This window comes from Mycoplasmopsis arginini (assembly GCF_965278885.1).
Classification (GTDB): Bacteria; Bacillota_I; Bacilli_A; order Mycoplasmatales; family Metamycoplasmataceae; genus Metamycoplasma; species Metamycoplasma arginini_B.
Genome location: NZ_CBDIHE010000001.1, coordinates 114,627 through 131,284 on the forward strand (window position 1 = coordinate 114,627; position 16,658 = coordinate 131,284).

Sequence of the window (16,658 nt, forward strand, 5' to 3'; positions counted from 1 at the left end):
TAAGTATTTTTTTATTATAATTATTGTGTTAAATAATTTCATAATTAAGGAATAAAATGAACAACAAAAAACAAGAATTAAAAAAGATTAAAAAACATGAATTACATTCAAGTTGACATTTAATTTTGTTACTTTCAGTAATTACAATGGTGTGATTTTTAATCACTTATATGGTGGCTATTTTTGAAAATAAATATTCTTCAGATAGTGGATTTAAGCTTTTTAATGATATTACAATTAGTATCTTAGCTGGTTTGATTTCTGGAATTTTATCAATATTATTAGCTTTTGTCTTTTTAGATTTATTAAAAAGATTTTATATCAAAGACTATTTTCATTACTATTCGTATATTAACTCATTGCGAAATAAATCTAAGTTTGTTTTCTTTAAAGATAGTAAAATACCTAATGAACGTTACAAAAAAACTAAAGAAACAAAGCAAATGACAAAAAGTGCTTTTACGAACTTAGTTGCCGATATTTTATGTTATACATTAGTTTCACCTCAATATAAAAATTTAATAAATGAAATTGACAGCGATTTTGCAATGCACTCATTTATTACCCCTAATTTTAATAGTCAAAGAAAATTTGCAATTACAAGAATCGTATTTTTAGATATACTATTTCCTTTAATTGTATCTTCAATTCTTATTGCTGTTATTGTCATTTTATATAAAAAGCAAGATGAAAATGTACCAATTTCTGCAATCACAAGAATATTAATAATATTATTAGCAAACATTTTTTCTCTTTCATTTTCTATTACAATTTATGAATTTTACATTTTAAATAAAGTAAAAGACTATAACAGTTTTAATGATTTTTACTTACTTTCATTTAATAATTTTGAATTTAAATATTTAAATTCTTCATTAATAAAAAGATAAAAACCACCACAGCCATTACCATGCTTTGTGGTTTTTTTATTAAAAAAGTTACAATTTTCTTTTTTATACAAAAAATGTCTTATTTTAAGTTAAAAAAAAGACATTTTTTCCCCTTTTGCCAAAAACCCTCAATAAAACGCCTTTTTAAATTTTAATAAATTAAAATTAGTGTACAATAAGTTTGAAAAAATATATTTTGCAAAATACAACAGACAAACACATAATTTGAGAGGTAAAATTGAAAAAATCAAGAAAATTATAATTGGTTTAACATTCTTAACAGCAGCAGCCACAGCAGCGCTAGCTACCACAGTTGTTGGAATTTTGAAAAAACCAAAATCTACCCCAGAAAATAAATTAGAACTTTCAAAAAAGAAATTCGGGGAAAAAGTAAATGAGACTAAGGAACTTATAGATAAACTACAAGATCCTAAATATAAAGATATTAGAAAAAAACTACAAGATGCACTAGATGAAGCAAATAAAAATATAACTAAAGATAGTAAAGCAGAAGATTATGATAAACAAACTGATAATTTAAGCAAAGCTATTGAAGAAGTTAAAAAAGATAAAGAACAAATTGATAATAATGACAGTTCTTTAGATAAAGCAAAAAAAGACTATGAAAAAGCTAAAAAATCTGCAGAAGATTTAGCATCTAAATTAACAGATGACAAATATAAAACTGTTAAAGACAAATTAGAAAAAGCTATCGCTGATGCAACAAAGAATATTAATGACAACAGTTCAAAAGAAGATTACAAAGCTGCAACTGAGAAATTAAATAAAGCAATTGAAGTTGCTAATAATGAAAAAACTGCGATAGATAATCAAAATGAAACTTTAGAAGATGCAATTAATAACTTTAATAATAAACTTCAAGAAGCAAAAGCTTTAGTTGAAGAATTAAAAACTAAACCCGAATATAACGATATTAAAAACGCATTAGAACAAAAGATTTCTGAAGCTGCTAATTTAGTTATAACAAATCAAACAAAAGAATCATTCCAAAACGCAACTTCAAACTTAAGTGAAGCTATTGAAACAGCAAGACAAGATAGAGAATCAAAAGACCGTGAATTAGTTGAATTAGAAAATGCTAAAAATGCATATAAAGCAAAGAAAGCAAAAGCTGAAAAACTTATTGAAGAATTAAGCGTTGATCCTATTTATAAAGATATTAAAGATAATTTAACTGAACAACTAAATAATATTGATTCTGGTTTAAATGAAAATTCAACCAAAGTTGATTACGAAAATGCAATAACTAATTTAGAAAATGCAATTCAAACAGCTAAAGAAGCAAAACGTGAATTAAATAACGAAATGCAAAACTTAGATCAAGTAAAAGCTGCTTATAAATCACAATTGAAAAAAGCCGAAGATTTATCAAATGAACTAAATAAGCCAAAATATGAAGATATTAAAGCCGAATTAGATCAAAAAATAGCTGAAATTAAAAATGGTATAACTGATACATCAACTAAAAAAGATTATCAAGACGCTACCGGAAAATTAGAAGATTTAGTTGAAGTTATAAAAGAAAAAACTGAAGAAAGAAAAAACAATTTAGAACAACTAGAATCAGCTAAAACTTTATATGAACAAAAGTTAAATGAAGCATTACAATATAAAAATGAAATTTCTGCTAATTTAAAATATGGTTCAATTTCTAACCAATTAGAAAATCAAATTAACTCTATTCAAACTACAATTGATTTAGAAAATATTTCGGCATTGCAAAAAGCAACTAGAGATTTAGATAATTTCTTAACACATGCTCAAAGCAAAGCTGCTATTAGAGATAATTTATGACAACAATTATTAGATGAAAAAGCTAAATTAGAAACATTAAAACAAAATGTAGAAGGTAAAGATCATTTAAATGATTTAAAAGCGAAAATTAATACTAAATTTAATGAATTATTCCCTAATGATGAATTAACGAATCATGGTTTAGCAAATAACCAAGTTTTAGAACAAACTGTAAATGACCTTGTTGCTAATATTTTAGCATTTCAAGAGGAATTCGATTTATTAGAGGCTAAACAAAATTATTTACAACAACTTAAATTAGTTAATGAAAAATTATCTGAAATAGATAACTCAATTAATAAAGAACACTACAAAGAAATTAAAAATAAATTAGTTTCTAAAAAAGAATTAGCAGAAGCAATGGCTTCTGGTAATACTAAAACTTCTTATGATTCAGCAGCTCAAGAATTAAGCAATGCTTTAGCGCAAGCAATAGCTGAAATTCAAGCTAAAGATCAACAACTTAATTCTCCAGAAGGAATGAAAAAACTTTATGAGGATAAATTAAAAGAAGCTAAAGATTATGCTAATAATGATTTAAATTCTGATAAAGAAATTTATAACTATGAAAAAGATCAATTAGAACAAAAAACACAAGCAGTTGAAGAGGGAGTAAATAATTCTAGTGAAGATCAAAAAACAAAAGAATTTTATCAAGACAAAATTGATAAATTAAATAAAGCATTAGATCAAGCTAGAAAAGATAAAGAAGAAAAAGATTTAAGATTATCTGAATTTGATGAACTTGTTGAAAGAGCAAATAAATTAGATAAGAGTATTGCTGATACCAAATATTACTCTTATATTAAAGATCAAGTTCAATGATTAATTAAAGATAATTTTAGACCTAAAGCTAAGGAAACACTTTCTGCATTAACACATGATGCAAGAAAACAAAAAATTGATTACTTAAGAAATAGAGTAATTTATATTGAATCAGTCGCTGAAACTTTATTAATTTCAATTAGTAAATATTTAGATCTAAAAAAAGATGCGGAAGCATTAATCCAAGAATTAAGTAAAAATGAAATTTACAACGATATCAAAATCGAGTTAGAAAGAAAAATTTTTGATTGTGAAGAAAAAATTGAAAAAAGTAATTATATTGGATTTAGTGAACAAAACCCCGCTTTAGAAGAAGCTCTAGAATTATCAAAAAAAGGTAAAAAAGAAAAAGACCTTGAACAAGCCGAATTAGCAAAAGCAAAATCTACTTATGAAACAGCTAAAAAATCTGCAGAAGATTTAGTTGGAAAATTAGGTGAAAATGGTGCATATAATGAAATTAAACAAAAATTAAGTCAAGAAATTGAAGGTGCTTCACAAGGAATTAATACTTCATCAACTAAAAATGACTATCAAGCAGCCACTTTAAAAATTCAGAATGCAATTAAAGAAGCAAAAGAAGCAAAAAGAGCTAAAGATAAAGAAAATCAAAGTTTAGAAGATGCTAAGGCTAAATATGAAGCACAAGTTAATGCAGCAAAAATTTTATCTAATGAATTAGGTTCACAAGATTATTCAGAATTAAAAAATGATTTTGATTCAAAAGTTGATGCAATTAAAGCAACAATTTTAGATTCTTCTTCAAAAGAAGATTATCAATCTGCAACTGAAAAATTAGAAGATTTAATTGAAGAAACTAAAGAAAAATTTGATCTAGCCAAATTAGCTAAAACAAAATGAGAAGCACTTAGAAATAAAGAGTTAGAAGTTAAAGCTTATCGTTCAGAAATTATGGGTGCGTTCAGAAATGCATATTTCAGAGATTATCTATTACAAAGAATTGAAGAAATTAAAAATAGTTTAGATAAAACAAATCCTGAATCAATTGACCAAGGAATTAAATTATTAGATGAACTTTTAGTAGAAACACCAAGTCAAGTACAATTTAGAGAATCTTTATGAAATAAACTACTTGAAGTTAAAGAAAAATATGAAGTTTTAGAAAAATGATCTAAAAATGATTCTGAATTAACTGACATTCATACAAAAATTCAAAGTGAAATTGAAAGAGTATTTAATGATGATGAATTAGTAAAACACGCTAGTTTAAATAATGCCGATTTACAAAAAAGAATTTCTGAAATAGTTAATAAAGCTGCACAACTTAGTGAAGAAATTGAGTTAATTAAATTAACTAATAGATATAATACTCTTAAGATAAAAGTAGATGAATTACTAGTTGAATTAGGTACAAAAGATATTTACAAAAACCTAAAAGAAAAATTAGAAAATAAAAAAGCAGATGCTGAAAACGAATTAAATACTTTACATGATATAAGAAGTGCTTTAAGTATTTTATTTGGAGCGTATGAAGAAGTTTTGAATCAAAAAAGATTTTTAGACCAACAATCATCTGAATCTGAAGAAAAAGACCATTTTAAAAATCTTTATGAAAAAAAATTAAATGAAGCTAATAATTTTGCAGATACTGACATAATTGAAACAAACTACTCAGAAATTAGAGAAGAATTAAAAAGTAAAATTGCGCAAATAGAAAACGAGGTTTCTGAAGCTTCAGCAGAATCTAAAACCGAAGACTTTTGAAATCAAAAAATTTCAGCATTAAAAGAAGCGGTACAAAATGCAAGAAATCGTCGTTATGATATTGATAATTTAGGTTTAGAAATTAATGAAGCAAGAAATAGATATGAAGTAGCAAAGCAAAATGCTCAAAATTATATTCAAGAACAACTTAACCAACCTAAATATTTACAAATAAAAAATGAATTACAAAGTAAAATTGACGAAATAGAAAATGACGTAATTTCATCACCAGGTACCAAAGAATTATTTGATCAAAAAGAAGCGGAATTAAATCAATGATTACGTCATGCCCAAAATGAAAAAGCCGGAAAAGATGCCCAGGAATCAGGGAATTCATCTACCGCTAGGCAAGGATTATCAAAATAAATTAGAAGAGGTTAAAAAATTTTCAAACAAGGATTTAAGTAAATTTTTATATCACGATATTAAAAGAGTTTTAGATGTACAAATTTCCGACATCGAAGAAATAGTTAGAAATGAGTCGAATAAAGATAAAACATTCTACGAAGGAATGATAGATCAGTTAGAATCAGTTTACCTTTCGGCTAAAGACTTAAAAATAGGTCGTGACTTAACTGATTCTCGAATTGTATTTTATGATAATTGATTAACAAGCTTTGAACGTAAAGCTTATGAACTAGATTTTGAAAATCTAGCTAAGAAAATTAATAAAATAAGTAAGCAATATGTTTCTCCAGAAAAACAAGAAGAATTAAGAAAATTGTCTCAATCAGAATTAAATAATAGACTAGATGAAATTGATCAAGTTGTTGAAAATGTTAAAAAAATGGTTGAAGAATGAAATTATGATAATGAAGATTTTTTAAAAGCTGAAAACCTTTGATTTATTTTAAAATCAGAAGTTCAAAAATATTTAGATGATGATTTATTAAGTGAAGAACATCAAAATATTAAAGAAATTTTAAAAAATAAATTTGATGAAATTAAAGAATATATTAATCAAGCGAATTTACAGGAAGAAATTTCAAAAAAGAGCTCATTATATAATTCGGGTGTTTCTGAATTAAGAGAAAGTTTTGAAAAAATAAAATTAGAAAAATCCAAAAAAGATTGAGAAAAAGCTTTATTGATAGCCGAAAAACAAGAAAAAGATGTTAGAAGCGAAGATCCAACAGGGGTTTTTGCTAAAAATATTGAAGAAAAATTATCATCAATAAAAGATGGAGTCGAAGAACAAAGTTTAAAAACAGAAGAATTCTATAAAACCCAAATATCAAAATTAGATAATGAAGTTGTAACCATTTATAAATCATTTAAAAAACGTCAACAAAAAATGAATAAAATCGTAGAATATCATCAAAAATATAACTTGCTAATTCAAAATGCAATCGACGGTGGTGACAAATTTAATGATTTAAAAAATAGACTAGATCAAGAACTAAATACATTTTTTGTTGGTAATAATTTAAATAATCAAAGATGAAAAATGGAAGACGATGATCTAGATATTGAAATTGAAAGAATTAAAACACAACTAGAAAAAAGTGAAACTGATTATCAAAACATATTAAAATCTTAATTATTAGATAAACATAACAAAAAGTAAAGTCAAATTTAAAACTTTGATTTTACTTTTTTATTATATTTAGTACAAAAAATGTATAAAAATTTGAGTTTATAAAATTTTATAATTTTTAAAAAATGTGAAATATATAATTAAATGTATATGAATTTAAACAGATTTAAAATAAGAGTTAGTAACATCTATTGAAATAGCTTAATTGACAAATAATATCACAATATATTTAAAAGATTAATTTTTGTAATTTTAATAATCTTTATAGAATTATTTATTTCTTTTGTTTTAAACTTGGTATTTACTAATTTAAATTTATATTTTATTGTTATTCAAACAATTTTAAATTTTCTTATTTTATTTAAGGTTATTCTCATTTTTTCTATAGTAATTTTTATTAATAGAAAAACTTTAGAGAATAACTTTTTTAATCATATTTTTGTATTAAACAAATTGTCAAAAATCTTATTTATAAAAAATACTAAAGTTTTTGTAAATAATACAATTGAAAAATATAATAAAAATAAGACTGTTAAAATAATTGAAAAATTAAAAGAGAACGTTGTTTTGCAGGGCAGTGCATCCTTAGCATTTCTAAATAAGCCATTTTGAAGAAACCCTAATGATATTGATTTGCTTTTTTCTGACCCGACAACAAATTTAAAAAAATTTAGAGAAAACATATCAAGTTTTGAGTTTTTAGTTGATATTTTTGATATTTCTTATATTAGGTGTCAATGTAATAAAGTTAAAATAGAAATATTGCCAACCAAAGTCATTTTAGATAAATATGTTGATAATAGTGGAATAATAAAAAAATGTAATTTATTTTGACAAATTGCTATGAAATTGTTTCAATTAATGGAACATTTATTGAAAAAAGAAGATAATTCAAAAATATTGACAATAATCATCGATATTATATGATTATTTTCAAACTATGAGAATAAATTTAAAGACATAAAAAGAGTGAATGAATCATTAAACTATTTATTATTAAGTAATTATTTTGTTTATTACTTTTTTCCTTATAAAAAAAGAATTACAACACAGATAAAAAACGTGAACTTATCACTTGAAATAATTTTTAAAAACAATTATTGATTAAATCTATTAAATATGAACTTTTTTAACTTTTTTGTTAAGGGAAATTATCTTGAAAAAGTTTTCGATGAAAAAATTAAAGAAAGAATATCTAAAATTTCTAAGTTATTATCTAATAAAGAAAAAATATGAAATGAAATATTAAATAATGATAAAAATAATAATCTTCGTGAATATTATGTAAACAACAACTTAAAACCAGATTTTTGAAAAGAGTTTGATATTTTTTCAAAGAACATGGCTCAAAAATTACAATATAACCCTTTAGATATAAGGTGTTATTTATTATTTAAATTGAAAAAATAATTTAATAGGAGAATTAAATGATAGTTAACACACAAATTCAATCAGATCAAACATTTGAAAAACAAATAGAAATTGCCAAAAGTTTACTTAAGGCCGCAATAGAAGAAAATGAGCAAAAACTAGATAAAATAATTTTGGATAACGAATTAGATAAAAAATATAATAATGAAAATTTAACAGAAGATGAAAAAAATAAAATAATTGAAAGATTAAAAAAGATAGAAAGAGAAAGAATTCCTAAAAAAACTAATCCAACAAAAAATAGAAAATTTAGAACTAGTTCATATGTTGAAAATATATTAATTGATATAAATAATGAATTATTTAAGAGAATACAAAACGAACTTTTTACTAAATTAGACATTATTGATGCAGGCGAAATAAAATTTAAAAATTTTGTCAATTATGCAAAACTTTTTGAAAAAGTTCAGAAAGATATTGAATGATATGAATATTATGCTGGAGATTGATATAAAGACACTTTAGACCATATTTATAAAATTTCAAAGCTTTTTGATGGAGTAACAAAAGCTATGTCTACTACAACAGTAGGTAAAATTATACATATTTGTAAAAAAAGCATTGATTATACAGTTAAAATATTACATCATGTAATAAACTATTTTGAGAGTAGATCAAATACATATTATCAAAAAGTTTTACCATATTTTACTCATATAAGATTAAAAATAAAAAATAAGGATAATTTAACTGAAATAATTACTTTTATTCACTATACGCAAAAAACAGTTGTTCAAGAAACATATGGAATTTGATATACAATAATAAATAGGAATATTAACAATTATATTAGCTTATTTGATAATGAATATAAAATAAGTATGGCTAAGTATCGAGAAGATATAATAAAAAATACAAATCATTATAATTAATTAACCAAACCCTTTCTATATTTTTGTAATGATTAAAATTATTTTTATTTTATAAATAAAAAATATAATACAATTATTATGTGAATTACAAAATTAATAACTTAGATTTCACAACTTCACAGCGAGAATTAGTTTAACTAATTCTTGTTGTGTTTTTTATTGCAATTTACTAAAAATATGAAAGGCGAAATGTGAAAAAAATAAATAAAATTTTGCTATCGGTTAGTGGTTTAACAGCCTTAGCACTTCCTTTAGCATCGGCTTCATGTGGAACATCAACTGCAAGATTTGAACAACATGATGATGGAATTTTAAAGATTGCTACTGGTTTTTCAGAAAATGGTAATCAAGGTGTTGGATTAAAAACAATTGTTGCTGCATACAATGAGTGATTAAATTCTGGTTCAGATGAAGAAAAATTAGAAAAAATTAATAAAGGATACTTACCTGTTGGAATTCATTTTCAACCTAACGGATATAGTACAGGTACATTAAGTACAAAATTGAATGCTAAAGAACAAGCAGACTTTTGAAATATTATGGTTAATTATCCAACCGCAGCTTCTATTCTAGCTCAACATGATATGAATTTATCTGTTTCTGAAGAGGTTTATAATGGATTAGGAATAGAAGAAGCTTTTAAACACGTTAATGATGAAATTGGTGGAAATGTTGAAAAACAAGAAAAATGAGTTATTCCATTTTCACGTTCTTCTGAAATGCAATCAATTAATATGATTGTATTAGGTAAGTTATTAAAGGAATTAAAAGCAGTTGATGGAGTTGTTACCGAAAGCGGAGAAGATAAAATTAAATTAATAAATTTATTTATTGATTCTTATGAAAAAAAACAAGCAACCGATTCAGCTCAAGTTGATAAGGATTGAGAAAATTCAAAGGCAAAAGATATTACTGCTGCCCATAAAGCAATTAAAGAAATGAGTTTAACTTTATCTGATCAAATGTTTTATGAATATGATTCATTAATTAAGTTTGCAATAGCTGCTAAAAGATTATATCCAAATGATTTAACAAAACCTATTATTGGTATTGACTCTTTAGCATCAGTAATTAATGTTATGAACGTTGCAAAATCAAAGGGAGATAAATCAAAACAATATATTACTCCTTCTCCAGAACATATTATAACTGGTGGTTATGATTACCATTCATTTCAAGAAAAAGGAACTGCGCAAAATAATTTATTTAGAGAACTTTTAAAAACAATTTATGATGGTATTGAAACAGGAGCATTGTGAATAGGTGGAGGCGGATCTTATGGGTCAAATTTACTAACCAAACACAAAATGGCTATTAGTATTGGTTCAACTGCCGGTTATGGTCATACTTTTGTTAATGAAACAGCTGAGCAAAAAAGCACATTCTATATTAATGATCTTAAAAACGTCATTCAACCTCCAATTAAGTTATCTAAACCAACAGATGAAGAAACTGCAAAAAATATTGTTTTAAAATTCAAATCAGGAAAATATACAAACAATATTTATGCTTATGAACTTTCTGAAGGTCAAAAAGTCGGCAAATTTGATAGACAATTTAAGGATTCTGAATCTCAAACTAAAGTTACTTCTAAATTTGATGAAAATGTTAATTTAAGATTATTGGAAGCTGATTTTGATGGTAATAATTTAATTCTTTCAAAAGATAAAAAAATTGAATTACAGGATGAACAAAAAACAAAAGTTGTTCAATTGGGTGAAATTTTTAAAGATAATGCTAAAAAATATGTATTAATTGATAAATCAATTATTAAAGAGGAAAAATTATCATCAGATAAATTATTAAATTTTGATGAATCTTATCATATCAGTACCCCATTAGTAAAATCATCTGAAGATAAGAAATCTGTATTTATTCAAGGTCCATCATTAGTTTTAATTCATGCTAACGAAAGAGAAGATAAAGCCACAACTTTATTTGTGGAATGATTATTTAAAGAAAATATTAACTCATTAACTTTTGGATCAGGTGATAAAGCTACTACATTTAATAACATAAAAGCCATTGATGGATTTAATAGATATGGTTCATACATTTCTCCAACAGTTTCTTATTTTTCACAAACTGATGAAGAAGTAGGCAAACAATTAAATAGAGCATCATTTATTGCTTATAAAAACTTTAAATTAATTAGTACAAATCCTAATGAATATCAAGCTGCAGAAGATGTTTCATCTGTTTTATCAGATAGTTTAAGAGACGCTATTGGAACAGCTGGTAGAACAATTACCGGAGCTGTTTCAAACAAACAAACAGTTACATTTGAACAATTTTTACTAAAAATAAACGAATTATTTAAATAATTAAAATAAAAAACGCACATTATTGTGTTGTTTTTTAACAAAGGAAATTATGAAAAAAATATCTTTATTTCTAACAACTCCAATTATATCAATACCTTTTGTGGCTATTTCATGTTCAAATGAGAATCAAGAATTTTTTGATAATTTAAATTTAAATAATACTTTTGTAATTGAAAAAGAAAAAATAGATGAAGTTGGTAGCATTTTTGATACTACAATTGAAACAGAAGAAATTATAAATTTTGAAACAAGGGAAAAGCGGATTGTTTCAAAAACATTATGAGAAAAATTTTCTGCTGTTGATGGAAAGATTACAAGAATTTTTGATGGAGATACAGTTGAGGTTTTAATTGAAAATAAATTGGTAGAAAGCAATAAAGCTTTTAATGTCGGTGATAAGGTAAAAGTCAGAATACCTTTAATTGATACTTTAGAACAAAATGTTAAAGATGTTACTGAGAGAGAAAAGAAACTTTCAAATATAGATAGTCAATATGTTGATACTATTTTAAAGCCTGGAACTAACGTAAGATTAATTTCTGACAATTGAACAGATGGTTCTTATGATAGAAAAATTGCTTACTTGTTTTTTGGAGAAGGTTTTAAAAAGAATTTTAGTATCGATATGCTAGCTAATGGATGAACATTACCAAGAATTAATAATAATGACTTAACAGCTTTTATTAGTGATTTTAATAACATTGATAAATCTTCAGTTAAATCATACTTATTACCATTTGTAGCGCGTGCATTTAACCATGGTTATATTAATAAAAAAGGTTTTTATGTTAATGAAGGTGTTAATATTACTTTAAACAATCAACAAATTAACATTAAATTTAATTTACCAATGGATTTAGCAAAAGAATATATTGCTCATGGTTCAACATTAATGAGTGATGCATATCAATTTTTATATCCATTTAACATTGAAAAGAAAAACAGAGCAAAATTTGGTAATCCTAAAAATAATATTTATGAATTTTTAAAATCAATAAAACAAAAATAAAAAAGGAAAAAAATGAAAAAAGCAAAAGAATTAACACAAAGTGATATTCATAGCTTTTCAAAAGAACGTTATCAAGCAAAAAAATTAGTGCCTGCAATCGAAGTTAAAGATTTAGTCATTGACTTTGGTGAATCGTTAGCAGTAGATAATGCTTCTTTTGTCATTGAAAAGGGAGAGTTAGTTACTTTATTAGGACCTTCTGGTTCTGGTAAAACAACAACTCTTAACGCAATATCAGGTTTACTACGTCCTACTTCTGGAAAATTATTTTTCTCAGGAGTTGATGTTACTAAGTTTTCACCGCAACAAAGGGAACTTGGATTAGTATTTCAAAATTATGCGTTATATCCTCATATGACAGTTTATGACAATATCGCATTTCCATTAATGAATGATAAACATTGAAAAGAAGAAACAATCGAAAAATCAAAATTAGCTCAACAAAAAATATTTGAATTAATTTTCAAACATTTTAATGTTCCTGAGGCTAAAATTTCTGAAACTAGAACAAAACTATATCACACTATTGATAACCCAAAAGAAACAAGAAATTATTTAACTGAATTAAAAACAGCATATAATAATATCATTGATAATGAATTAAATGAATATAATTTTATTCTTACTAAGAAAACAGCATTATTGTCAAACTTAACTAAAAATGTTTTAAAAAATATTAAAGAAGAAAAGAATAATGCAAAAAACGATATTGATATTTTAAATAAAGAACTAATTAAAAACATTTCTGTTATTAAAGAAGAAAAAGAAAAATCAGTACTTTTAAAAAATACTTCAAATTATAGTTTACAGGTTTCAGAAATAAAATCAAAAAATAAATTAGCAATTTCTGATATCAAAAAACAATTAAAAGAAAGAATTTCAGAACTAAAGAAACAATATGTTTTAGAATACAATTCAACTAAAAAAGAGTACAACGAAAAAATAAGAATTGCTAAACAAAAATTACAAGAAAAACTTTCTATTCAAAAAATAGATCCTTTAAATCAAGAAATAAAGGAAATAAAAGCTCGTTTAAGTTCTGTTAAAAAAATTACAGAATCTGAATATTCAACTATAGTTAAAGAATTACTGTTCCCTATTCTAGAACAAAACAATGTTAAAACTTTTAATTTTAAGAAATCTTTAAACGAATTAATTCTTTTATTACCAGAAGAAATACAAAAAGAAATTAAAATTTTAGGTAAGGATGTTTTAACAATTGAAGAGGCTATTGTTAGAGATGTTTTAGATGTTGCTCAAAGAGTTGAAATTACAAAGAATTTAGGTAAAAGACCTACACAATTATCTGGTGGCCAACAACAACGTGTTGCTATTGCTAGAGCTATTGTTAAAAAACCAAAAATTCTTTTACTAGACGAACCGTTGTCGAACTTAGACGCAAAATTACGTATCTCAACAAGAAAATGAATACGTTCAATTCAACAAGAATTAGGAATAACAACAGTTTTTGTTACTCATGATCAAGAAGAAGCTATGTCTATTAGCGATAAGATTATTTGTATGTCAACTGCTAAGGTTCAACAAATTGGAGCACCAATGGAATTATATTTAACTCCTAAAAATGAATTTGTTGCTAAATTCTTAGGTATGCCTGAAATGACAATTTTTGAAACACCTGTAAAAAATGGATATGTTTACTATGCAGGTCAAAAATTAACAAAAGCACCTAAAAACTACAATAAAGAAACAATTGATTTAGGTTTCCGTGGAGAATCTTTAGTAGAAGATGAAAATGGAATCATCACTGGTGACATTAGATTGGTTGAATATTTAGGAAAAGAAATTCAAGCACAAATTTATATTAAAGATATTGATAGAATTGCTAACGTTTTCTTAGGTAATAAAACTAAGTATGAAATTGGGGAAAACGTTAAATTACGTATCAAAAGAGAAGAACTTTACCATATGTTTGATGTAGATTCAAAGGAAAGAATTTAATGAATACATATTTTTGAAAAAAATACCGTATTAAAAAAACAGGTGAAGCATTAAGCATTTTAAATACAAGAACACCATTTTGAAAACCTTTTGTATTAATGCTACCTTCAATATTTGTTTTACTTTTTATGGTAATTATTCCATTTATATTTGTTATTATAGGTTCTTTCAGATCACAAACCACTTTTACTTCTTATGGTTGATCAATAGGTAATTATTATGAATTATCTTCAAAATCTGGAAAAGTTGGAATTTTAAATGATCCTAAATTTCAAGTTGCAATTGTTAACTCATTGTTATATGCAGTAGTTGCATTACCTATTGGATTATCAATTTCAATTTTGATAAGTTCAGCTATTTCAATGATTGTAAGAAAATATGCAAGAAGTTTCTGACAAACTGTATTTTTCTTACCATATATGACTGGAGCAGTTGCTATTTCTCTAACCTTCACTGCTTTATTTGGTAAATCAACAGAAGGTGCTATTTTCCCATTACTATATGGTAGTGGAAATAGATGAAACCCATTTATTGTTATTTTAATTAGAGGTATTTGAGGAGGATTGGCATTTCAAGTTTTAATTCTTACAACTGCAATGCTTTCGGTTAATCCTGACTTATATAAATCTTCAGCAATAGATGGTGCCTCAAGTTCAAAACAATTTTTTAAAATTACATTACCATCAATTCAAAAAACAATATCATTTTTATTTACTATTGGAATTATTAATGGTATTAAAGTCTTTCCATTGGCCTTATATAACAATGATGCCAGCCAAGCTATAGCTGAAAATGGAACAACTCTTTTAATTTATATTTTTCAATCAGTAAGATTTGCGGCTACAGGTTTTGGAAGAGCCATGGCAGCCTCAGTATTTCTATTTATTTTAGGTATTTTTGTTTCATATACTCTAAAAAAATCAGTTTCATCAATTTATAAACTAAAAATTAAGTTAGGAGAAAAAAATGTTATTAACAAGCTTAAAGCTGAGATACAAAAGAGAAAAATCAGTTTTAAAATCTAAACAAGAATTAATGACAAAACCATACAGCACAACTAATGTATGGGGAAAAATATTTTCTTGATCATTTAAGATTTCGATTTTAACGTTTTTTAGTTTATTAATAATTCTTCCATTCTATTTTATGATTGAACAATCATTAGTTGATCCTAAATTTTATGAGGACCAAGGATTCAAAATTGCTTGATGACCATTTGATCACTCAAAATATATTCAAGCAGGTAAAGAGTTTAGAGGTTTTTTAGGAACAAGCCTTAATTGATCAAACTTTTCGAAATCAATTAAAGAAGGATATTTACAATCTTTAGTATTTACAGCAGGTTTTACATCTGTATCAGTTGTAGTTAGATTATTTTTTGCAATTTCTTTAGGCTATGCATTATCAATGAGAAATTGAAGAGGAAAACAAGCATTTTTTGGAATGCTATTATCATTAATGGTTATACCAGAAATTACACTTATTTCTTTACAATATACCTTAGTATCTAAAGCGGGATGAATTGGACAAAAAAATCCATTAATAATTGTTTCAATGATAGTTCCGTTTGCTACATCAATCTTTAATGCTTATATGTACAAAAATGCTTTTGAGGCTATTCCTAACTCAGTTAAGGAATCTTCAATGCTTGATGGTGCTAGTGGATTAAAATATTTCTTCAATATTGCTCTACCAATGGTTAAAGCAACAACATGAACAGTTATTATTTTGACTGCTTTAGCATCATGAAACTCATATACATGACCAGCATTATTATGAGATTCAGCACCTGGTGAAACATCAGGATATTATGCACCAATTAACTTGTGATTATTTACAACAGGTAAACATGAAGTAGCCCCAGGACAAATTCAAACTATTTTATCAGTAAGAATGGCTGCTACATTATTAGCTGTTGTTCCTATGATAGTTGTATACTTTATTTTAAGAAAGAGAATAATGGCTGCTATTTCAAGACAAGGAAATGCTACAAAAGGATAAAATTATGGATTACAAAAATTACAGTGAATTAAGTAAAAAACAAAAAAATAAAAAAGTTGTGAAAAAAGTTTTAAATATATTTGGAATTTTACTAGTTGTCGTAGTCGGTCTTATCGCTTTAGCATTTATAATTTATGGTTTGATTAAGGGTGTATACACTATTTTTCAACAAGATACATTAAGATTATTTACTTAAATATCATAAAATTAATTTAAAAAAAGTAGGCTTTTGTAATAAGGCCTACTTTTAATTTGCTTATTTTTAGTAAA

General features: G+C 25.0%; 11 protein-coding genes. All 11 read left to right on the plus strand.

The window, feature by feature from the left end; genetic code table 4:
* The first annotated feature begins 56 nt into the window (after positions 1–56).
* The 11 genes from ACQW0Y_RS00505 to ACQW0Y_RS00555 all read left to right on the plus strand — a co-directional run bounded on the left by ACQW0Y_RS00505 (position 57) and on the right by ACQW0Y_RS00555 (position 16,584).
* Positions 57–890: a hypothetical protein gene (locus tag ACQW0Y_RS00505; RefSeq protein WP_427867247.1), complete on the plus strand. Its 834-nt coding sequence runs from the start codon at positions 57–59 to the stop codon at positions 888–890.
* 168 nt (positions 891–1,058) lie between these two features.
* Complete coding sequence (locus ACQW0Y_RS00510) at positions 1,059–5,621, plus strand: hypothetical protein (RefSeq protein ID WP_427867248.1); 4,563 nt, start codon at positions 1,059–1,061, stop codon at positions 5,619–5,621.
* The gene (locus tag ACQW0Y_RS00515) at positions 5,551–6,795 is read left to right on the plus strand and encodes a hypothetical protein (protein WP_427867249.1); all 1,245 of its coding nucleotides are present in this window, start codon (positions 5,551–5,553) and stop codon (positions 6,793–6,795) included. Before ACQW0Y_RS00510 ends, ACQW0Y_RS00515 begins: the two co-directional genes overlap by 71 nt.
* A gap of 450 nt (positions 6,796–7,245) precedes the next feature.
* Entirely contained in the window at positions 7,246–8,202 is a 957-nt protein-coding gene (locus tag ACQW0Y_RS00520) for an MAG4530 family protein (RefSeq protein WP_427867250.1), read from the plus strand.
* A 17-nt stretch (positions 8,203–8,219) separates the two neighbouring features.
* Positions 8,220–9,095 carry a hypothetical protein gene (locus ACQW0Y_RS00525; protein WP_427867251.1) on the plus strand — a complete coding sequence of 292 codons (876 nt, stop codon included), beginning with the start codon at positions 8,220–8,222 and terminating at the stop codon, positions 9,093–9,095.
* Between the two features lie 191 nt (positions 9,096–9,286).
* Positions 9,287–11,419 (plus strand): P68 family surface lipoprotein, encoded by a 2,133-nt coding sequence (locus tag ACQW0Y_RS00530; protein WP_427867252.1) that lies wholly within the window; start codon positions 9,287–9,289, stop codon positions 11,417–11,419.
* Between the two features lie 49 nt (positions 11,420–11,468).
* On the plus strand, positions 11,469–12,428 hold the full coding sequence (locus ACQW0Y_RS00535) for a thermonuclease family protein (protein ID WP_427867253.1): 960 nt from the start codon (positions 11,469–11,471) through the stop codon (positions 12,426–12,428).
* Between the two features lie 12 nt (positions 12,429–12,440).
* Positions 12,441–14,387 carry an ATP-binding cassette domain-containing protein gene (locus ACQW0Y_RS00540; RefSeq protein WP_427867254.1) on the plus strand — a complete coding sequence of 649 codons (1,947 nt, stop codon included), beginning with the start codon at positions 12,441–12,443 and terminating at the stop codon, positions 14,385–14,387.
* Positions 14,387–15,412: a carbohydrate ABC transporter permease gene (locus ACQW0Y_RS00545; protein WP_427867255.1), complete on the plus strand. Its 1,026-nt coding sequence runs from the start codon at positions 14,387–14,389 to the stop codon at positions 15,410–15,412. Before ACQW0Y_RS00540 ends, ACQW0Y_RS00545 begins: the two co-directional genes overlap by 1 nt.
* Positions 15,354–16,388 carry a carbohydrate ABC transporter permease gene (locus ACQW0Y_RS00550; RefSeq protein WP_427867256.1) on the plus strand — a complete coding sequence of 345 codons (1,035 nt, stop codon included), beginning with the start codon at positions 15,354–15,356 and terminating at the stop codon, positions 16,386–16,388. Before ACQW0Y_RS00545 ends, ACQW0Y_RS00550 begins: the two co-directional genes overlap by 59 nt.
* A gap of 4 nt (positions 16,389–16,392) precedes the next feature.
* Positions 16,393–16,584, plus strand: a complete 192-nt coding sequence (locus tag ACQW0Y_RS00555) for a hypothetical protein (RefSeq protein WP_427867257.1) — start codon at positions 16,393–16,395, stop codon at positions 16,582–16,584.
* Positions 16,585–16,658: the final 74 nt, after the last annotated feature.